At 44.3% G+C, this 20,977-nt stretch carries 20 protein-coding genes; 1 reads left to right on the forward strand and 19 read right to left on the reverse strand.

Annotated elements, in window-relative coordinates:
• Positions 1 to 25: 25 nt before the first annotated feature.
• From H3V11_RS06180 to purL, 15 genes are all read right to left on the reverse strand, one after another.
• Positions 26 to 1,177 carry an ATP phosphoribosyltransferase regulatory subunit gene (locus tag H3V11_RS06180; RefSeq protein WP_084552958.1) on the reverse strand — a complete coding sequence of 384 codons (1,152 nt, stop codon included), beginning with the start codon at positions 1,175 to 1,177 and terminating at the stop codon, positions 26 to 28.
• Between the two features lie 151 nt (positions 1,178 to 1,328).
• Positions 1,329 to 2,147: an undecaprenyl-diphosphate phosphatase gene (locus H3V11_RS06185; RefSeq protein ID WP_037394066.1), complete on the reverse strand. Its 819-nt coding sequence runs from the start codon at positions 2,145 to 2,147 to the stop codon at positions 1,329 to 1,331.
• A 98-nt stretch (positions 2,148 to 2,245) separates the two neighbouring features.
• Positions 2,246 to 2,941, reverse strand: coding sequence for a thiol:disulfide interchange protein DsbA/DsbL (locus tag H3V11_RS06190; RefSeq protein WP_078475302.1), 696 nt, complete (start codon positions 2,939 to 2,941; stop codon positions 2,246 to 2,248).
• 29 nt (positions 2,942 to 2,970) lie between these two features.
• On the reverse strand, positions 2,971 to 3,681 hold the full coding sequence (locus H3V11_RS06195; protein WP_198223880.1) for an SPOR domain-containing protein: 711 nt from the start codon (positions 3,679 to 3,681) through the stop codon (positions 2,971 to 2,973).
• A 98-nt stretch (positions 3,682 to 3,779) separates the two neighbouring features.
• The gene (locus H3V11_RS06200) at positions 3,780 to 5,276 is read right to left on the reverse strand and encodes a YifB family Mg chelatase-like AAA ATPase (RefSeq protein WP_198211238.1); all 1,497 of its coding nucleotides are present in this window, start codon (positions 5,274 to 5,276) and stop codon (positions 3,780 to 3,782) included.
• Between the two features lie 11 nt (positions 5,277 to 5,287).
• On the reverse strand, positions 5,288 to 5,593 hold the full coding sequence (locus H3V11_RS06205; RefSeq protein ID WP_198211237.1) for an accessory factor UbiK family protein: 306 nt from the start codon (positions 5,591 to 5,593) through the stop codon (positions 5,288 to 5,290).
• Positions 5,594 to 5,682: 89 nt separating this feature from the next.
• Positions 5,683 to 6,123 carry a hypothetical protein gene (locus tag H3V11_RS06210; RefSeq protein ID WP_078475298.1) on the reverse strand — a complete coding sequence of 147 codons (441 nt, stop codon included), beginning with the start codon at positions 6,121 to 6,123 and terminating at the stop codon, positions 5,683 to 5,685.
• An 87-nt stretch (positions 6,124 to 6,210) separates the two neighbouring features.
• Complete coding sequence (locus H3V11_RS06215) at positions 6,211 to 7,002, reverse strand: NUDIX domain-containing protein (RefSeq protein ID WP_198223882.1); 792 nt, start codon at positions 7,000 to 7,002, stop codon at positions 6,211 to 6,213.
• Complete coding sequence (gene acpS, locus H3V11_RS06220) at positions 6,999 to 7,385, reverse strand: holo-ACP synthase (RefSeq protein ID WP_084564923.1); 387 nt, start codon at positions 7,383 to 7,385, stop codon at positions 6,999 to 7,001. The genes H3V11_RS06215 and acpS overlap by 4 nt, the downstream gene beginning before the upstream one ends.
• Positions 7,386 to 7,414: 29 nt before the next feature.
• Entirely contained in the window at positions 7,415 to 8,146 is a 732-nt protein-coding gene (gene pdxJ / locus H3V11_RS06225; RefSeq protein WP_198223884.1) for a pyridoxine 5'-phosphate synthase, read from the reverse strand.
• Between the two features lie 79 nt (positions 8,147 to 8,225).
• Positions 8,226 to 8,537: a class I ribonucleotide reductase maintenance protein YfaE gene (gene yfaE / locus H3V11_RS06230; RefSeq protein WP_025330435.1), complete on the reverse strand. Its 312-nt coding sequence runs from the start codon at positions 8,535 to 8,537 to the stop codon at positions 8,226 to 8,228.
• Positions 8,538 to 8,592: 55 nt separating this feature from the next.
• Complete coding sequence (gene nrdB / locus H3V11_RS06235; protein ID WP_096765293.1) at positions 8,593 to 9,726, reverse strand: class Ia ribonucleoside-diphosphate reductase subunit beta; 1,134 nt, start codon at positions 9,724 to 9,726, stop codon at positions 8,593 to 8,595.
• Positions 9,727 to 9,812: 86 nt separating this feature from the next.
• A complete protein-coding gene (gene nrdA / locus H3V11_RS06240) occupies positions 9,813 to 12,092 on the reverse strand; it encodes a class 1a ribonucleoside-diphosphate reductase subunit alpha (protein ID WP_084551630.1) in 2,280 nt (759 codons plus the stop codon).
• A gap of 386 nt (positions 12,093 to 12,478) precedes the next feature.
• Positions 12,479 to 12,985, reverse strand: a complete 507-nt coding sequence (gene luxS / locus H3V11_RS06245; RefSeq protein ID WP_174833152.1) for an S-ribosylhomocysteine lyase — start codon at positions 12,983 to 12,985, stop codon at positions 12,479 to 12,481.
• A 19-nt stretch (positions 12,986 to 13,004) separates the two neighbouring features.
• Positions 13,005 to 16,940 carry a phosphoribosylformylglycinamidine synthase gene (gene purL, locus H3V11_RS06250; RefSeq protein ID WP_198223886.1) on the reverse strand — a complete coding sequence of 1,312 codons (3,936 nt, stop codon included), beginning with the start codon at positions 16,938 to 16,940 and terminating at the stop codon, positions 13,005 to 13,007.
• Between the two features lie 166 nt (positions 16,941 to 17,106).
• Between purL and H3V11_RS06255 the strand changes: the two genes are divergently transcribed.
• A complete protein-coding gene (locus tag H3V11_RS06255) occupies positions 17,107 to 17,445 on the forward strand; it encodes a P-II family nitrogen regulator (RefSeq protein ID WP_078475291.1) in 339 nt (112 codons plus the stop codon).
• A gap of 105 nt (positions 17,446 to 17,550) precedes the next feature.
• Here the strand turns inward: H3V11_RS06255 and H3V11_RS06260 are convergent, their stop codons facing one another.
• From H3V11_RS06260 to H3V11_RS06275, 4 genes are all read right to left on the reverse strand, one after another.
• Positions 17,551 to 18,138 (reverse strand): biotin transporter BioY, encoded by a 588-nt coding sequence (locus tag H3V11_RS06260; protein WP_084552943.1) that lies wholly within the window; start codon positions 18,136 to 18,138, stop codon positions 17,551 to 17,553.
• 87 nt (positions 18,139 to 18,225) lie between these two features.
• Complete coding sequence (gene hslU, locus H3V11_RS06265; RefSeq protein WP_198223888.1) at positions 18,226 to 19,563, reverse strand: ATP-dependent protease ATPase subunit HslU; 1,338 nt, start codon at positions 19,561 to 19,563, stop codon at positions 18,226 to 18,228.
• Between the two features lie 57 nt (positions 19,564 to 19,620).
• Positions 19,621 to 20,154, reverse strand: a complete 534-nt coding sequence (gene hslV, locus H3V11_RS06270; protein ID WP_025330443.1) for an ATP-dependent protease subunit HslV — start codon at positions 20,152 to 20,154, stop codon at positions 19,621 to 19,623.
• Positions 20,155 to 20,380: 226 nt separating this feature from the next.
• Positions 20,381 to 20,929, reverse strand: a complete 549-nt coding sequence (locus H3V11_RS06275) for a hypothetical protein (protein WP_084587259.1) — start codon at positions 20,927 to 20,929, stop codon at positions 20,381 to 20,383.
• Positions 20,930 to 20,977 lie beyond the last annotated feature (48 nt).

The following is a 20,977-nucleotide window of genomic DNA, read 5'->3' on the forward strand; positions in this document are numbered from 1 at the left end:
TGCTCATACTAAGGGTTAATTATTGCTACAAAGGAATCAGCTGCCATTGCTGGTTTTGCCATACCAGCTGGCGGTCGCATCCTCTGATATCGTTACATTCGGGAGTGTAATCAATAATGACACACTCACCGGCTGAACGCAGTTGCTCTATTTCGGTTTTTGCAGCAGAGGCATCTTGTACGCTGACTTTTATGCCGCGCAGTTTTTCTACCGGAGGCAGATGCCCGATTAAATCACGTAAATCAAAACTAAAACCGGAAGCAGGGCGGTTACGGCCAAAATATTTACCCAGACCATTATAACGTCCGCCTCGTGCCAGTGCGTCCGGCCAGTCTTCGCTATAGGCAGCAAACAGCAACCCAGTATGGTAGTTGTCTACTCGCAATTCACTTAAATCAATAAATATATTATGGTTTGCAAATGCTGTGCAGATTTGCCGGAGCTGCTGTAATGCTTCACTTATTTCCGGCAGGTCTGGCAGACAGTCTGCGGCAGTCTGCAATACTGTCTGGGTTCCATATAATGCAGGTAAAGCGACGAAAGCTTTAATCCACTGCTCAGAAAGCTGCCATTGTTGTACACACTGCTGAACTGCGGCAGCATCTTTAGCCTGCATCAACTGTAATAAAGTTGCCGCTTGTTGTGTAGTCAGGCTGGCAGCATTAGCTAGTGTATGAAAAATACCGATATGCCCAAGTGACAGTGTTGGTTTGGGTACATTGACGATAGCCAGGCTTTTTAGCATTAAATCAATAAGTTCGATGTCGGCTTCGATACCCGCATATCCATATAATTCGGCGCCGATCTGTAAAGGCTCCCGGGTGCTTAAAAAGCCGTCAGGCCGTGCATGTAAAACCGGACCGGCATAACACAGTCGGTTAACCCCGCTATTGGCTGACAGCAGATGAGCATCTATACGGGCAACCTGGGGTGTGATATCTGCGCGCAGACCAAGCTGCCGGCCACTAAGCTGATCGACAACACGAATGGTTTTTAGTGACAGTCCTTCATCAATACGGGTAAGTAAGGACTGGCTGTATTCAAGTAAAGGGGGGCTGACAAGTTCGTAGCCATGGACGCGATAAAGTGCTAACAGCTGTTCTTTGGCGCTTTCAAGCTGGCGCGCCGCTGAAGGTAGAATGTCGGCAATATATTCGGGCAATTGCCAAGACTGCATTGGGATTCCTCACAAAATACAAGCCACACTGACCCTGACGGAACAGTGTGACGTGGACGTGGAAAGGCAGCTGAATGCTGTGCCTGAGGTCTTTTAAAATATCACTTTATCACAATTTAACGTTTTTATACCAGAGACAATTAGATTCTGATTACCATTTTACCCAGCCTGTAGCCCAGGTAACTAAAATGATACCGCCAAATACAATTCGGTACCACGCGAAAGGAATATAATTTTTATGGGCAACAAAACGCAATAAAGCTTTCACTGCAACCAGAGCAGAAAGAAATGCGGCAACAAAACCAATTGCAATCAGCAATAGATCATCCCGGGTAAATTCATGTAGATGTTTAAGCATGTCGTAACCGGTGGCAGCAATCATTACTGGTACGGCCAGAAAAAAAGAAAACTCTGTTGCTGCTTTGCGCTCAATCCCCCAAAGCATGCCGCCCATAATCGTACTTCCAGAACGAGATGTACCGGGAATTAATGCCAGAATTTGCGCCAGTCCGACAATAAGTGCATCGCGAGGCCGCATGTCCTCAACAGTTTTAACTTTCGGTTCGGTACGGCTCTGACGTTTTTCAATCCAGAGAATCAGTAAACCGCCTATTACAAGTGCTGTAGCAACAGTGATCGGATTAAACAGATAATGCTTGATTTGTTCACTGAACAGTAAGCCCATGATGGCTGCGGGAATAAAGGCTATAGCCAGATTAAGAACAAAGCGGTTGGTAGCCGGTTCTTTACCAATATGGGTAATGATATGAGCAAATCGGTGTTTATATTCAAAAACAATGGCAAGAATTGCACCAAGCTGTATCGTAATGTCGAATACTTCACCTGTAGTCTCAAATTTCAGCAGATTACCGACTACTATCAGATGTCCGGTACTGGAAACAGGCAGAAATTCGGTCAAACCTTCTACAATGCCCAGAATCAGGGCTTTTAAAAACAAGACAATATCCATTTTATTTACTGTATTTGTGTATTTAAGCCATGAAATTTATACAAAACAATAGTGTGTTTAAGGTTAAACACACTATTGTTTTGATCGAAGACCAGAGTCTATCGATTGGCAGAGGCTGCTAGTGAGGCACCTATGCTTTTGGGTAGTTTACGTGTGCTTGCAGCATGTGCGCTATTTTCATTGCGTACTTTTTCAATTAGTTCATTCATTGTTTTCATTCCTGCTGCAAATCCTTTCGGAAATTTAAGTACGTATTTGCCGCCTACAATAACAGTGGGTGTTGACGTAATATTGTATTTTTCGCCCATTTTACGCATGCTGGTGGCCGTAGCTGAATTTTCCAGACTGTTATAGGCTTTTACCAGTTTTTGCCCGTCAAAAGCAGTCTGTTCTACTGCCCATTTATTGAATACGTTAGGTTGCCATAATTCGATGTGTTTATTAAAAATAGCATCAAAGATTAATGGGTCTGCCTGTAATTTCATGCCGGTACTGTTTACTGCTGCAGCAACACGGGCAAGATTGAAATAAACGTCATCATCCCAGACAACATGAACGGGACGCAGATAGGTATCAGGCGCAAAAGACTGCATTTCTTTAAGCATAAATGGCTCAAGATGTGAGCAGTGGACACAGCTGTAGGAAAAAAATTCCAGAACTTCTACTTTGTCTTTATGCAGTTGCGGAATGGGTTTATCCAGTACATCATAATCTATTTTTACTATTGCTGCCTGTGCTATACCAGTGACAAAAGCCATTGCTGTCACCATGGTAGTAATGATTTTTTTTAGCATGTTAATTTCCTGTTATGAAACTGGCTGACTCAGGATGCTGTTCTGGTCAGGCTGTCGATATTGTGCTGCTGTAAAGTTTGTTTAATCTGTTTTACCTGATTCTGACTCAGATTATCAGTCTGAACACGATATTTGATTGTACCGTTCACTTTAGCACTATGCACGCTGCTGTTAATTCCCAGCATCACTAGTTTGGCACGCTGGGCATCAGCATCAGTACGGTTGTTATATGAACCGATTTGTAAAAAAACTTTGTCTTCACTATGCTGCTTTGCTGCAGCACGCTGAGCTTTTTCAAGACTGCCGTTATTCAGAATTTGTTCCGGAGTTATATGTGTATGACTGACTGGGGGTGCTTTTCTGGGTGTTTTTTCTGGTGTTTTATGTGGTATGGGTGGTTGTGTTGTCGGTGTGTGTTCAATAGTAATGTCATTTTCAATCCCTCCCATATTGACCGGTTGTGAAGCCGGTATAGTCTCCGGGGTTTCAACGGTGGTTCCTGAAGACGCAGGAGTATCAGGAGTAAAGATTTGAGAAGATGCTGTTGTACTATTGGCCGGAGTAAGTATTTCGGGTTGTGGCGGAACAGAAGCAGCGGGATTATCAGGATTTTTAAAATCTGATTTGCTTTTATTCAGGAAGAACAGGATGCAGGCAATGATTAAGGTTGCAAGAAGCAAACCTATTATAAAGCTGACAAGCCCCTTACCTGCCTGACGAAGTGGTGTGTACATATGCATGTTAAAAGCCTTTATGTTTGGCATTATATACGGCAAATTCTGTTCAGAACCGGAAGCTATCTGTATAGATAACATTATCAATTTCAGTTCTGCTGATATTATAAAGCACGGCGGAAGCTTATGGCGCGTAAAATGTGACTGGTTTCAACATCATGTATATCATTCATATCTGCTAATGTACGTGCAATACGTAAAATACGATGAAAACTGCGTGCTGACAGCGACAATTTTTCCATCACACTGGCCAGGGTTTGTTTGGCTTCAGGGGTGATTCGGGCTATATCATCCAGTTCACGGTTGCTCAGTTGAGCATTGATTTTACCCTGACGCTGATACTGGCGCGAGCGTGCTGTTCTGACACGCTCACGAATACTGCTGCTGTTTTCGCCGTTTGCCTGCTGTAACAGATCACTGGCTGGTAAACTGGGCACTTCAATTATCAAATCTATACGGTCAAGCAGCGGACCGGAAATTTTATCACGGTAACGGGTTATGGCTTCGGGCGTACAGCGACATGGTTTAACTGGATGTCCGAGATAACCACAAGGGCAGGGATTCATTGCTGCTATCAGCTGGAATTCAGCCGGATAAGTAGCCTGACGTGCTGCGCGTGATATATGAATTTCTCCGCTTTCCAGTGGTTCTCGCAGAACTTCAAGAACTTTCCGGTCGAATTCCGGTAGTTCGTCCAAAAATAAAATACCATGATGTGCCAGTGAAATTTCACCAGGTCGGGGATCGGAGCCACCACCTACCAGTGCAACAGCCGAAGTACTATGATGGGGTGAGCGAAATGGCCGGTTCTGGCGGTATTTTTGCTGTTCGTGAGGCAACAATGACTGTAATGACCAGACACTGACGAGTTCTTTGGCTGTAAGTGGCGGTAAGATACCGGGTAGACGCTGTGCCAGCATAGATTTACCGGTTCCAGGCGGTCCGGACATGAGGATACTGTGACCGCCGGCTGCGGCGATCTCCAGTGCCAGTCTGGCTGTTTGCTGCCCGCGTACATCGGCCATATCAGGATAGTTTGTTTCATCAGGCTGTTGTTGTATAGATTGTACATCAACAGGGGAAAGTGGTTGGTCCTGATTAAGATGAGCTGCTACAGCCAATAATGTATCGGCGCCATAAACATGCGCATCGGGTAACAGGGCAGTTTGAAAAGCGTTATCTGAGGGCAGAATAAATGAACGCTGTTGCTGTCTGGCTGCTTCTGCCATGGCGATAGCTCCGCGGATAGGCCTGATCTGACCGGACAAGCCAAGTTCTCCGGCCAGTTCATACTGATGCAGATTGGTACCATCAATCTGACCGGATGCTGCCAGTATGCCGATAGCTATCGGTAAATCAAACCGGCCTGATTCTTTGGGTAAATCAGCAGGTGCCAGATTAACGGTAATTTTTTTAGCCGGAAAGTCAAAACCGGACTGAATAATAGCCGCTCTTACCCGATCTCTGCTTTCTTTAACTTCTGTATCCGGCAGACCAACAATGCTGAATGCAGGTAAGCCGTTGGCCAGATGAGCTTCTACCTCTACGAGTGGTGCTGCCATGCCAGCCAGAGCACGACTATAAACAACTGCCCATGACATGGCGTAATTCCTTAGTCAGACAAATCAGTATGATTATCTGTCGGAGCAACCGGATCGGTGGTTTCATGGTTGTTATTATTTTGTGCTAACAACGCTTCCAGCGCGATCACTCTGCTTTCTAGCTCAGCCAGTTTTTCCCGGGTTTTTAGTAAGACCTGTTGCTGAATATCGAATTCTTCACGTGTAATCAAATCCATCCGGTTAAAAGCACTGCCAAGCATGGATTTAACATTTTTTTCCATATCTTTGATGGGACTGTTACTGATGGTATCGCCGAGTTTATCGCTGATGTCTTCAAAAATTTTTTTGCTGATCATGACCTGAATCCTTTTAATGGCAAGGTAATCAATGTCTGTGATTGTACGGGTGAAACCGTCTGAGATGCAATGCTTATATGCTGTGCTGTTTACGGTGCAGTGAACACAATATTGTAATGCTTGCCGTCAACAGTTAAATCACCAAGAAAGTCATTACGTTCGTCAACACATACGGGCAATACGGCACGGTAAGCTGTCCATACCCCCTGTCCCTGCGGTTTGAAGTCGGTACGATTAAAACCCAGACTCATATTACGCATGGTGAAATGTATGCTGATTCGTTTTACAGAAGCGGGTACTTTACGCATGCTGATATCAAAAGGTTTAGTGATATCTGCCGGAGGCGTAAACTGAATGACAGCTCCTCCGGGTAATATGCAGCCGGTACGGACATTACAGTTACTGAGTGTGCTCAAAGCATCGGTACGGGTGTTATGCCAGAAAACTATGCCAATAATAAGCGGAACAGCTATGATAAAAATAAGTAGTCCGATGATAACAGCAGTTGATTTTTTTGCGGGCTGATTCATGAGATTGGCAGACCAATATAAATTAAGAAAAATTATCCGGTAATTGCAGTACAGGTGGTCGTGAATACACAGAGGCTGTAATACTTATTATTGTTGTTCCAGTATGATGCCATGAACACCCAGTGTCATCCAGTCTGGTTGTGCAATGAGCTGAGCGTTTATTTGCTGTAAAACCATAACGGGTACAGAGGAAGGCTGATTATGCAGCAGATGAAGCAGCAGCTGAATATCTTCATGTTGGCCAACCGGCCAGATTATCGCCGCAGCTGCTTGTGTCTGTAGCCACTCTTCACTGTTATGACATATAGCCCAGATGGCGCTGACAGGATGCAGATTCGCCAGTTGCTGTAGCTGATCTGCTGGTGTGTAAATAATTGATTTTGCTGCTATTTCTGAGTGGTAAGGGTATATTTTTAAGGCAGGTTCCTGCTTTGCCGCGGTATGAAAACCTGTATTTAAATTTCCGCTCATATGAGCAGGGATGGCTAATGCGGCCAGAATAGGTGCATTAGCAGGTAATATGGGGGTAACAGTAAGACAACCGGGCTGCTGCCAGCTCCAGCTTTGCTTTTCTCGTGCAGTTAGTTGTCCCTGCCACTGATCGGCAGCAATACGATAAAATTGCAAATGTACGTGGGCATGTTCATAACGATGAGTTTTGCTTATCCATGGTGTAGCTGAATTAACGGTTATGCCTAGTTCTTCGGCAAATTCCCGCTGCAATGCCGCCAGCGGACTTTCCCCTGATTCTACTTTACCGCCGGCAAATTCCCAGTACCCGGCATATGCTTTACCTGCCGGTCGTGAACTAAGCAGAAATTCACCGCGCTGGTTATAAAGGATACCGGCAACTACTTCGATGAGATTATCCTGCGTCATTTAGCATACTCTGCTACAGCAAAAGCCACTATGTAGTCGTCTTCATCTGTGAGACTCAGATGGATACGGCCAATGTTTTTTTGTCTGAGCCATTGTGCTAATGGTTTTTCAACAATAAATTCAGGCCGGCCGAGTTCATTATGACCGATTCCGATATTGCGCAGGGTCACCGGACTGCGCAGACCGGTATGGACGGCTTTGGCAAAAGCTTCTTTAGCGGCAAAGCGTTTGGCCAGAAACTGTACAGGATGATTGGCTGAAGGCCACTCTAGTGCTTCAATCCGTGACAGCATTTTTGCTGCTACGGCATTAGCACCATAGGTTTTACACATTTTGGCAATACGTTCAATTTTAACTAAATCTGTACCTATGCCGTAAATCATGTTGTTCCTTTTGCTGGTAAAAGGTTAGGTTAATAAGGAAGGCTGCGTGCACGGAAAATAGTGGTTTTCATTTGTTCAATGGCTTGTGGTAAGCCGATGAAAATAGCCTGAGCAATCAGGGCATGACCAATATTCAGTTCGTTTATAGCCAGAATTTTAGCAATAGGGGTGACATTGTGAATATTCAGACCATGGCCGGCATTAACAATTATGCCCATTTCACTGGCCTGATGAGCTGCTTCTTCGATTCGTGCCAGCTGCTGCCGGCGCTGATGCATTTCAGGTGCATCAGCATAAGCACCGGTATGCAGCTCAATAACTGGTGCACCGACCTCCTGACAGGCCTGTATCTGCCGGCTATCAGCATCAATAAACAGTGATACGCGTATCCCCGCAGCTGTCAGTTTCTGGACATATTCAGCTACTTTATCCTGTTGTGACAGAACATCCAGTCCGCCTTCTGTGGTAATTTCCTGTCTTTTTTCCGGTACGATACATACGTCGGCAGGCTGAACAGCCAGAGCGTTGTCAAGCATTTCCGGGGTAAGTGCCATTTCCAGATTAAGACGGGTGCTGATGGCATTTTTTACGGCAAGTACATCAGCATCATGAATATGGCGGCGATCTTCACGTAAATGCATGGTAATCAGATCGGCACCATGTGTTTCGGCAAGCAGTGCTGCTTCCAGCGGGCTGGGATAGATACTGCCGCGAGCGTTACGTACTGTTGCCACATGATCTATGTTTACGCCAAGTAACATAAGTTTTTACCTAATGCTGAGTTAAATGGATGTCACGATACTTTACCTTTTTCCGGCGGTAAAGATAACCGGTTTAACTTTATTTATCTGCAAATAAATCGTTGTCAAAAAGGTCTGGATTGTGTTCCGGTGTATCGGTTCGAAGATGGCAGACCAGATGCAAATCGGTTTTTACCTGACAGCAGCAGGGAAGTATCTCTCCCGGGGCGATAAAGGCCAGCGGCTGTTCTGCATAACTGACCTGCCCGGATAGCAGTTTGAGCCGGCATGAACCACAGTAACCGCTGCGACACTGATATTCAACTTCATGTCCGGTACGTTCCAGACCTTCCAGCAGGGTTTCATCCTGCTGAAGAGTGAATGTTTTGTCGCAGGTGGTGATTAAGCTCATTTTAGCTGAAGCTGCTCCGGTAGGTTTTGTTGAAAACTGGATTCAGACAGAAATTTTAAAGTTCAAAATCGCTTAAGTCGTCTTCATTAAGTTCGGCATCAATCTGACCAACCAGATATGAGCTGACTTCTACTTCCTGTGGTGCTACCTGAACATTGTCGGAAGACAACCATGCATTAATCCACGGAATGGGATTTTGTTTGGCATGTTCAAAAGCCGGCGGTAAGCCTACAGCCTGCATACGCAGGTTGGTGATATATTCGACATACTGACCAAGAATATCTTTGTTCAGACCAATCATGGATCCGTCTTTAAATAAATATTCTGCCCAGTCTTTTTCCTGTATGGCAGCACGACGGAAAAGCCGGAAACATTCTTCTTCCGTTTCAGCCGCTATCACCGCCATTTCCGGATCATCTGCACCGGTACGCATCAGGTTAAGCATTTGCTGGGTGCCAGTGAGGTGTAAAGCTTCATCACGGGCAATCAGTTTGATGATTTTGGCATTGCCTTCCATCAGTTCGCGCTCAGCAAAAGCAAAGGAGCATGCAAATGAAACATAAAAGCGGATTGCTTCCAGTACATTTACACACATCAGGCACAGATACAGCTTTTTCTTCAGCTCATGTAAATTGATTACAACGGTTTTACCGTTAATCTCATGTTCACCTACGCCCAGTAAGTTGTAGTACTGGGTATATTCGATTAAATCATCGTAGTAACAGGCAATTTCTTCAGCACGGGCAATAATGTGTTTGTTTTGTACAATATCATCAAACACAACCGAAGGATCATTCACGATATTGCGGATAATGTGAGTGTAACTGCGTGAATGAATGGTTTCAGAAAAAGACCATGTTTCAATCCATGTTTCCAGCTCAGGAATAGATACCAGAGGCAGTAAGGCAACATTAGGACTGCGCCCCTGAATGGAATCAAGCAGGGTCTGATATTTCAGATTACTGATAAAAATATGCTTTTCATGCTCTGGTAAATTGGCATAATCGATGCGATCACGCGATACATCTACTTCTTCAGGGCGCCAGAAGAATGAAAGCTGTTTTTCAATCAGTTTTTCGAATATATCAAATTTCTGCTGGTCATAACGGGCTACATTAACCGGCTGTCCGAAGAACATCGGTTCTGTCAGGGCATTATTCGGTTTTTGACAGAATGTACTGTAATTCATAGACAGATGTTCACAGGCCATGGCGATACTCTTTATTTAATTAATGTAGAAAAAGGAGATAAGGGTGCTGATGCACCCTTGTTTAATCAGATTTTGCAAGCACCGCTGGCGCAGCCGTCATCCTGAATACTGGTTTGCATATCATCGGCACCATCACGGGTATTCTGGTAATACAAAGTTTTCAGACCAAATTTATAGGCTGTCAGCAAATCTTTGATTAATTGCTTCATCGGGACTTTTTGTCCTTCAAAACGCTGCGGATCGTAATTGGTATTGGCAGATATCGACTGGTCGATAAATTTCTGCATAATACCGACTAAATGCAGATAACCTTCATTATTTGGCATATCCCAGAGCAATTCATACTGGTTGTGCAGACGTTCGAATTCCGGTACTACCTGTTTAAGAATACCATCTTTGGACGCCTTCACCGATACCAGCCCGCGCGGTGGTTCAATACCGTTTGTAGCATTGGCAATCTGGCTGGATGTTTCTGATGGCATAAGTGCCGTCAGAGTGGAATTGCGCAGACCGTGTTTAACTATATCGGCACGCAATGATTCCCAGTCCAGATGCAGAGGTTCCTGACAGATTTTATCCAGATCTTTTTTGTATGTATCAATCGGTAATAAACCCTGAGCATAAGTAGTATCGCTGAATTTAGGGCATGCTCCCAGTTCCTGTGCCAGTTTGACAGAAGCTTTCAGCAGATAATACTGAATGGCTTCAAAAGTCCGGTGGGTAAGGTTTATGGCAGAACCATCACTGTATTTAACGCCATTTTTAGCCAGATAGTATGCAAAGTTAATGACACCGATACCTAATGTCCGTCGGTTCATGGTAGCCAGTTCAGCTGCTTTGATAGGGTAGTTCTGATAATCCAGTAAAGCGTCCAGAGCACGGGTAGCCAGCTCGGCCAGTTCTTCGAGTTCTTCCAGACTTTCCAGTGCACCCAGATTAAATGCTGAAAGGGTACAGAGAGCTATTTCTCCCTCAGGGTCTTTAATGTCATTTAATGGACGGGTAGGTAAAGCAATTTCCAGACACAGATTTGACTGACGAACCGGAGCCAATTTCGGGTCAAACGGGCTGTGGGTATTACAATGGTCGACATTCTGAATGTAAATGCGTCCAGTACCGGCACGTTCCTGCATTAATAATGAAAATAAATCCACGGCCGGAATACTGCGGCGGTTGATGCTGTTGTCTTTTTCGTATAAAACATAAAGACGTTCGAATTCGTCCTGATCTGCAAAAAATGCATCATATAATCCTGGGACATCTGAAGGCGAAAACAGACTGATATTTTCACCTTTAATTAGGCGGGTATACAGCAGGCGATTAATTTGTACACCGTAGTCAAGATGTCGTACGCGGTTTTCTTCAACTCCGCGGTTGTTTTTCAGTACCAGCAGATTTTCTACTTCCAGATGCCACAAAGGATAGAACAGGGTAGCAGCACCACCGCGGACACCGCCTTGTGAGCAGGATTTTACAGCTGCCTGAAACATCTTATAAAAGGGAATACAGCCTGTATGCTGTGCCTCTCCGCCACGGATTTCGCTGCCCAGTGCACGGATCCGGCCAGCATTAATGCCAATGCCTGCGCGCTGAGATACATACTTCACAATTGCACTGGTAGTTGCATTGATGCTATCAAGACTATCATCACATTCAATCAGTACGCATGAAGAAAACTGACGGGTCGGGGTGCGAACACCTGACATAATTGGTGTTGGCAGGGAAATTTTAAAAGTACTGATGGCATGATAGAATTTTTTTACATAAGTCAGTCTTGTAGCCTGGGGGTAACGGGCGAACAGGCACATTGCTACCAGCATGTATAAAAACTGCGGACTTTCAAAAATTTGTTTGGTAACACGATTCTGAACCAGATATTTGCCTTCCAGCTGTTTAACAGCAGCATATGAGAAAGTTAAATCACGGTTATGTTCGATGCAGTCATTCAGTTCATCAAATTCTGCACGAGAATAATCTTCTAAAATATGTTTATCGTACTTACCAGATTCTGTCAGTTTACTCACATGATCATATAGGTGAGGCGGCTCAAACTGGCCGAAAGCAATTTTACGCAGATGAAAGATAGCTAAGCGGGCTGCCAGATACTGATAATCCGGTGTTTCTGTGGAAATCAGGTCGGCTGCTGCTTTAATAATGGTTTCGTGAATATCGTCAGTACGAATACCATTATAAAATTGAATGTGTGAGCGCATTTCGACCTGAGATACGGATACATTATCCAGGCCTTCTGCAGCCCAGGTAACGACCTGATGAATTTTATCCAGATTGATGTCTTCCAAACTACCATTACGTTTGGTTACTTTAAGGTTGGCAACCGCATTCATGAGTTATTCTTTCTAGCATAATTAACGCAGAAAAAAACAGTGCCAACACAAAATGTAGTGGTCAACTGTTATTCCAGACACAATATACTGGTTTTTTGCTTTAAAAAAAAGACTTGTCAAAACTGACTATATCCGCTTCTTGATAATGGTTGGGTTAAGTGAAGTAATGATTTTTGTTGATTGACAAGTAGTTTGCTTTGATTTGTCTCAATTTGAATAAAATTGTAAAAAAAATTATTAATTTTTTTGTTTTATTAGTTTTTTTATATCAGGGGATAAGTTTATGCTGTATATATCTACATTTACAGGAAAAAAGAAAAACTGCCTAAAATATAAGCTCAGCACAGCTTCGTTTAATTTCAGGCAGCAATGACAACGATTAATATCTAGTGTTGCAATAGTGACTCATCTAGTTTTAAGTCATTGTTGTAATTGATACTAATCTGACTTTCAAGAACTGTTCGGGCAATGGACTTGGCTTCTTCGAGTGAATGCATGGTATAGCTGCCACACTGATAGCGGTTAAGTTCAGGTATGCGGCTCTGATCAGTTACCGCAAGCACATCCTGCATAGATTCCGCCCAGGCTTTGGCCACAGTTGCTTCATCAGGTGTTCCGATCAGACTCATATAAAAACCGGTGCGGCAGCCCATTGGTGAGATATCAATAATTTCTACTTGATCACTGTTAAGATGGTCGCGCATGAATCCGGCAAACAAATGCTCAAGAGTATGCATGCCTTTTTCAGGCAGTATAGTCTGATTCGGTTTGCAGAAGCGTAAATCAAATACAGTAATGTCATCTCCTTTGGGTGTGGTCATATTCTTAGCCACACGTACCGCCGGAGCATGCATACGGGTATGGTCTACAGTAAAACTGTCGAGTAATGGCATGATGATTCCCTCGCAATTATCAGTTTAAAATTTTTCGTGCATTGGCAAACAGACGGTACCAGCCGGACATTTCCGGCCAGTCACGCGGAGCCCAGCTCATTTGCGCTGTCTGGAATACCCGTTCAGGATGCGGCATCATAATGGTGACGCGGCCGTCCGTACTGCTGACACCGGCAATACCGGCCGGAGAGCCATTCGGATTGAGCGGATATATATCCGTTACCTGATTCTGACCATCAATATACTGGAGTGCAACAGAAAGATCTGCCGGTATGGCGTCATTGGTCAGATGAGCAAAATCTGCTCGTCCTTCACCATGACTCACTACTACCGGTAAACTACTTCCGACCATATCAGCCAGAATTAATGATGAGGAAGCCGGAATAGTGACCATACTCAGGCGAGCTTCAAACTGTTCGGAAATATTGCGCCGAAAGCGTGGCCAGTGATCTGCACCTGGGATGATTTCAGCCAGATTGCTGAGCATCTGACAGCCGTTACACACGCCTAGTGTCAGTGTATCCTGTCTGTCAAAGAATTCTGCAAACTGTTGTCGCAGTTGTTCATTAAATAGGATACTTTTTGCCCATCCTTCTCCGGCGCCTAGTACATCACCATAGCTGAATCCGCCACAGGCAGCCAGCAGTTGAAAATCACTTAATTTAACCCGTCCGCTTAGTAAATCACTCATGTGAACATCGTAAGTTTCGAAACTAGCGCGGGTAAATGCAGCCGCCATTTCTAATTGTCCGTTAACGCCCTGTTCACGAAGGATGGCAACTTTAGGCTGTTGATGTCGATGAATATAAGGTAAAGCAATATCTTCTGCTGGGCTAAAGCTCAGGCTGACAAATAATTCTGACAGCTGTTCCTGCTCCAGTAAGGCAAATTCACTGTCTGCACAGCAAGGATTATCGCGTAAGCGTTGCATTTGATAGCTGGTTTCACTCCAGCTCTTTTGCAATTCAACCCGATTTTCATTGAGTAAAACAGTATTACCATGCTGAACCATTAACCGGTCAGTTGTATTGATGTGACCAAGCACATGTAAAGTTTCAGCTATGCCGGCAGAGGCAAAAGCATTCTGAATGCTGGCAAGGTCATCATTGTGTATCTGAATAACCGCACCAAGCTCTTCTGTAAACAGACTGCGTACAGCGGCATCTTGCAGCTTCTGATTCTGGCTGTGCTTATTGGTTTGCCGGATGAGAGATGCAATATCAATAGTCACCCCGATATGGGCAGCAAACATCATTTCAGCCAGTGTTACTACCAATCCGCCATCACTGCGGTCATGATAGGCCAGAATTTTATGTTCCTGAATCAATGACTGAATAAGTGTGAAAAATTTAGAAATGATTTCGGGATTGCCGATATCCGGAGCTGAACCGCAGAGATTTTTCCATACCTGCTGCAAGGCACTGCCACCCATTCGGCTGTATCCCTGACCGAGGTCAATGGCCAGCAGGGTAGTATCTGCAATATTCTGTAACTCTGGTGTCACTGTGTTGAGCACATTTTGAACCGGTGCAAAGGCTGTGATGACAGCAGATAAAGGCGAAACTACCCTTTTTTCTTCACCGGCATCATGCCAGCGTGTTTGCATTGATAATGAATCTTTGCCTACAGGTATACTGATTTGCAGTTTCTGGCACAGTTCGGATACGGCTTTGACAGTCTCATACAGACGGGCATCTTCTCCGGCAAAACCACAGGCAGCCATCCAGTTGGCAGAAAGTTTAATTTTGCCCATTTCTCCGATGTCTGTGGCAGCAATATTGGTTAATGCTTCACCAACTGCCATACGCCCTGAGGCTGCACCGGAAAATAAGGCTACAGGTGATTTTTCACCCATACTCATGGCTTCGCCACGTAAGGTATTAAAGCCCATTTTGGTTACGGCAACGTCTGCAACCGGTGTCTGATATCTTCCAATCATCTGATCGCGATGCGTGAGGCCGCCAACACTGCGGTCGCCAATAGTAATCAGAAATTGTTTGCTGGCTACAGCAGGCAGACCTAATACTCTGTACAGACTTTCACGAATATCCAGTTTACTTCCGTCAAAAGGAGGAATCTCTTCAATAACAGTAGAATCAGAGCGAGTCACTTTAGGTGGTTTGCCCAGTAACACGTCCAGAGGAATATCTACCGGGTTGTTATTGAATAATTCATCACGTAATTGTAGCTGGCCATCATCAGTAGCTGTGCCGACAACAGCAAACGGACAACGTTCACGCTGGCATATGGACTGAAATATTTCCAGATTTTCAGGCTGTACTGCCAAAACATAGCGTTCCTGAGCTTCATTACACCAAATCTGCAACGGATTAAGGCCATGTTCTTCAAGTGGTATGCGGCGTAACTGAAAGATTGCCCCGCGGCCGGCATCGTTGACCAGCTCTGGAAAAGCGTTAGATAAACCACCTGCACCAACATCATGAATGGATATAATCGGATTTTCTGAGCCAAGTTGCCAGCAGCGGTCAATAACTTCCTGTGCACGCCGCTCAATTTCAGGATTACCACGCTGCACTGAGTCGAAATCCAGATCAGCATGATTTGCTCCGGTACTCATACTGGAGGCTGCTCCGCCACCCAGCCCGATCAGTAAGCCCGGTCCGCCCAGCTGAATAAGTAATGCACCCGCAGGAATATTGTCTTTGAAAACCTGCTGTGCCTGTATATTACCCAGCCCGCCTGCAATCATAATAGGTTTATGAAAGCCGCGCATAGTACCGCTGAATAATTCTTCAAATGTACGGAAATAGCCGAGCAAATTAGGACGACCAAATTCATTATTAAAGGCCGCGCTACCGATCGGGCCATCCAGCATGATATCCAGCGCACTGCTGATATGGGCTGGCTTACCATACTGATTACGTGTAGTTGTATATTGTTCCCATGGCTGGATAAATTCGGGAATACAAAGATTAGAAACACTGAAACCGCTTAAACCTGCTTTAGGACGTGCGCCTTTTCCTGTAGCACCTTCATCACGGATTTCCCCGCCGGAACCGGTTGCAGCACCGGCAAATGGTGCGATAGCGGTAGGGTGGTTATGGGTTTCCACCTTCATCAGAATATGTGTTTCTTCAGTGCTGAACTGATATTTCTGCTGTTGATCTGCCTGTGGGTAAAAGCGTTCAATACTGGCACCGGCAATGATTGATGAATTGTCTTTGTAAGCGACCAGTGTACCTTCAGGGTGCGCCTGATGCGTAGCCCGAATCATGCCAAACAGAGATTCAGGTTTGGCTTCATCATCAACAATAAATTTGGCATTAAATATTTTGTGTCGACAATGTTCTGAGTTTGCCTGAGCAAACATCATCAGTTCTACATCGGTAGGATTACGTTGCAGTTGCTGATAATTTTCAACCAGATAATCTATTTCATCTGCAGATAATGCCAGCCCCATTTGCTGGTTAGCTGCTTGTAGAGCTGTTTTGCCATTTGCCAGTATGTCAATACTGGTAAAACTTTTTGCCGCAGTTGTGTGAAACAGTTGTGTAGCGTCCGCTACAGCAGTTAGTACACTTTCTGTCATGCGGTCGTGTAGTATGGTTTGCCAGCTATCCTGTTCCTGCTGACTAAGCTCACGCGAAAATGAATACAGGATGCCGCGCTCAATGCGCTCAATTACGTTTAGTCCGCAATTGTGTGCAATATCGGTTGCTTTGGATGCCCACGGTGAAATAGTGCCCAGACGGGGTGTAACCAATAATTGCGTGCCTGTCAGAGTATTGCTGTTCTGATGGGTAGCACGTAAAAGTTGAAGCAGTTTTTGCTGTTGACCAGAATCAAGTTCGGTAGCTGAAGCCACAAAATAGCGATATTCGCTGTTGATCTGAATATTACAATCCAGTTGTAATCTGGCTGCCTGCTGTAACAATTTTTCGATACGAAACGGGGATAGTGCGGCCTCGCCGCACAGTGACAGAACAACTGACATGATGAGAGTAGCTCACTTTAGTAGTGGGTTTTGGCTGAAACGCAATTTTACGCGAAAAATAAGTGCTTTGCTTAAATTTATGTTATTAAATCATGGTGGTTTGAGTTTCAGATAAGGATATGGTAGTTTTTAGCACTGTAGATACAGTAAAAAGGAACATGGCGGCATGAAAAAAATTGAAGCAATTGTTAAACCGTTTAAGCTGGATGATGTACGTGAAGCTTTGTCTGATGTAGGTTTCAGCGGAATGACTGTGTCTGAGGTAAAAGGTTTTGGTCGGCAGAAAGGACATACAGAAATTTATCGCGGCGCTGAATATGCAGTAGATTTTCTACCCAAGGTAAAAATTGAGCTGGTATTACCGGATGACAGAGTAGAACAGGCGATTGAGGTAATTATTGCCGCTGCTCATTCCGGCAAAATCGGAGATGGTAAAATTTTTGTATTGCCGGTAGAAAGCGCTATTCGTATTCGAACTGGAGAGCGGGACGATACGGCAATTTAAAAAAAATAGTCAGAATAAATAGAAAACCGTCTGACAATAGCAGTAATAACATAACTCAAGTATGTTAGTACAATATTTTAGTACGGTTTTCTTATCTTTAAGATATTAACTTGGCTTTTTACCAAATTGCCACAGAGTGAACATAATAGCCGCAGCAATAAAAAATTTTAGTAAATCAAAACCGGCAAATGGCAGATAGCCTAATTGCAATGCATGATAAATACTGGTATGCAAATAAAAAGCTAGATAAAAAACACCAAAGACAAATATAATCTGATGAGCAAGTGCAAAGGCGCATAATCCGCTGAAAAAATGTCGGTCATAGCCTCTTTCAGCAGCCCAGCCGGCGATATACGCACTGAATATGAAACCGTACAGATAACCGGCAGAGGCTGATACCAATACATTTATTCCGCCATGCCCACCCGCAAAAAAGGGCAGACCGCAGGCGCCGAGCAGCAAATATTCAAGTATGGCTAATACAGCAAGCTTCCGCCCTAAAAATGCACCGAGCAGTAAAACTGCCAGCGATTGCAGCGATAAAGGGACGGGGTGCAGAGGAATGCTTATATTGGCTGATATAGCCATTAATAATGCTGCTAATGTAGTAGCAAGTAATTGGTGCGACCACTGGGTTAACCTATAGTGCTGTAAAAGATAAGGCTGATAGGTACGCGATAAAATTGAGGTCATGGATTGGTTATATTTAGTTGAATATCAGGGAGAAAAAAAGAGGTTCGCAATTAATAAAAAAGCGGCCGAAGCCGCTTGAATATAAAATTACAATACGTAACGAGCCAGATCCTCACGTTCAGCTATATCCTGTAAACGCGCATCAACGTAAGCTGCATCGATGGTTATATCGCCGGCAGGCGCATCAAAGGAAACTTCTTCAAGTAATTTTTCCATAACCGTATGCAATCGGCGTGCTCCAATATTTTCGGTTTTTTCATTAACCTGAAAAGCGATTTCAGCAATACGGGCAATGCCGTCATCAGTAAATTGCAGATTGACATCATCAGTAGCCAGTAAAGCAGAGTACTGTTCAGTCAAATTAGCGTGGGTCGTTGTCAGAATGGCTTTAAAGTCTTCTACACTCAGATTATCCAGCTCAACACGAATCGGAAAGCGCCCCTGTAATTCAGGGATTAGATCACTGGGTCGATTAAGATGAAATGCGCCAGATGCAATAAATAAAACATGATCAGTTTTAATCATGCCATACTTAGTTTGTACAGTTGTCCCTTCAACCAGAGGCAGTAAATCACGCTGCACACCCTGACGTGAAACATCTCCGCCATGGCGACTGCTGTCAGTAGCAATTTTATCGATTTCATCCAAAAATACGATGCCATTTTGTTCAACGGACTTAATTGCCTGTTCACGTAATTCTTCTTCGCTTACCAGTTTAGCTGCTTCTTCATCCAGCAGTAATTTCATGGCAGCGTTTACTTTCATTTTCTGAGCTTTGGTTTTACCATGCCCCATGCTGCTGAACATATCTTGCAACTGATTCGTGAAGTCTTCCATTCCTGGAGGACCCATAACAGACATGGTCGGAGAAGGATTAGCGGCAACCTCAATCTCGATTTCCTTATCGTCAAGCTCGCCTTTACGCAGCATCTGACGGAATTTCTGCCGGGTATGATTTTCCGGTTGAGCTTCCTGTGGCTCACCAGCAAAACCGACACTGCGTGGCGGAGGCAGCAGAGCATCCAGAATACGGTTTTCTGCGGCATCCTGAGCACGGTCGCGGTTTTTAGCGATTGTCTGGTTACGAATGTTTTTCAGGGCAATTTCAATCAAATCGCGAATAATACTGTCAACATCACGGCCTACATAGCCTACTTCAGTAAATTTGGTAGCTTCTACCTTAATAAAAGGTGCGTTGGCCAGACGGGCAAGTCTGCGGGCTATTTCAGTTTTACCTACACCAGTAGGCCCGATCATCAGAATATTTTTCGGAACGATTTCGCTTTGTAAGGGTTCGGCAACGCGACTGCGGCGATACCGGTTTCTCAGCGCTACTGCTACTGCACGTTTAGCCTGGGTTTGCCCGATAATATGATTATCTAATTCATGAACGATTTCGCTCGGGGTCATTACAGATGTACTCATCTTGTTCCAATCTTGAGATATGACCGTTTTAAAATACAAATTAAACGGCCAATAAAATTACAAGGTTTCAATAGTGTGGCTCTGATTTGTGTAAATGCAGATGTCACCGGCAATCTCGAGGGACTTTTTAACTACCTCAGCCGGTTCAAGCTCGGTATTTTCCATTAATGCACGTGCTGCCGACTGGGCAAAAGCACCACCGGAACCAATAGCTGCAATGCTTTGTTCCGGTTCGAGCACATCACCATTTCCGGTAATTACCAGTGTGTTTTTTTTATCTGCCACAATTAACATTGCTTCCAGACGGCGTAATGCGCGATCGGTACGCCATTCTTTAGCCAGCTCAATTGCAGCCAGCATCAGTTTACCCTGATGTTTTTGCAATTTACTTTCAAATAGTTCTATCAGGGTAAATGCATCGGCGGTACCACCGGCAAACCCGGCCAGCACCTGATTGTTATACAGTTTGCGCACTTTGCGTGCAGTCCCTTTAATAATGGTATTACCCAGTGTCACTTGACCATCACCACCGATGGCGACGTTTTCACCGCGGCGAACGGAAATAATGGTTGTACCGTCGAATTGTTGCATGTCTCGTGATCCTTTGCTGACCAGCAGCCGGATAGCTGCCGGAGAAAATAACTGCATTTAAATAAGGGCAGTTATTACCGCTTTCAAGTTAAACTATGATTTATTCTGATTTATTAGAATTTGTCTGTAACTCTGGCTGGTTAGTGCAGATACTAAGTAGGAGAATTTTTTATTCATATATAACAACGGCAACCTGAAAGGTTGCCGTTGTTCAAAACACAATCAATTATTTTTTGCGTTTGTATACTTTTTTGGTAGTAACAGTTTTGGTGGTTTTAACTGTTTTGGTTTTAGCCGGAGCTACTGCCACTGTACCATTATCTATTACGCAGTTCTGGGTAACGATTTGCGGAACAATTTTTTCCTGACCGTTAATCACCTGTTTGCTTGGCTGTAACAGACCCAGAGCACCAACTTTATCTACAGTATCGCTGTTGGCAATAGCGGTTTTCCAGGTAATGCCTTCGGGAGAAACGAAAGTGTTGTAGTTAACATCACGTGCATCACGCATCATTACAGGAGAAAGTCTGCCCTGATAATTTACCTGAGCTGCCACGACGTTCTGACCTTGCAATCCATACATTACAGTCAAACGGTTTTTAGCTGCACCAGTACCGCACAAATAAGCTACTTCTTTACGCGCATCAATCTGTACATTCGCTGTAGTTGCTGCAGGTACGGCAACCTGTGTAGAAGGTGCTTTATGATGATGTTTTGATGCACAACCGGTAACAGCCAGCATCAACAATACAGCCGGGACAAGAACTTTTTTCATGACAACTCCTTATAAGCATTTATGAATAAATCTTCTGATAACATAAAC

It is taken from the genome of Snodgrassella sp. W8158 (assembly GCF_016100435.1).
GTDB classification, from domain to species: Bacteria; Pseudomonadota; Gammaproteobacteria; order Burkholderiales; family Neisseriaceae; genus Snodgrassella; species Snodgrassella alvi.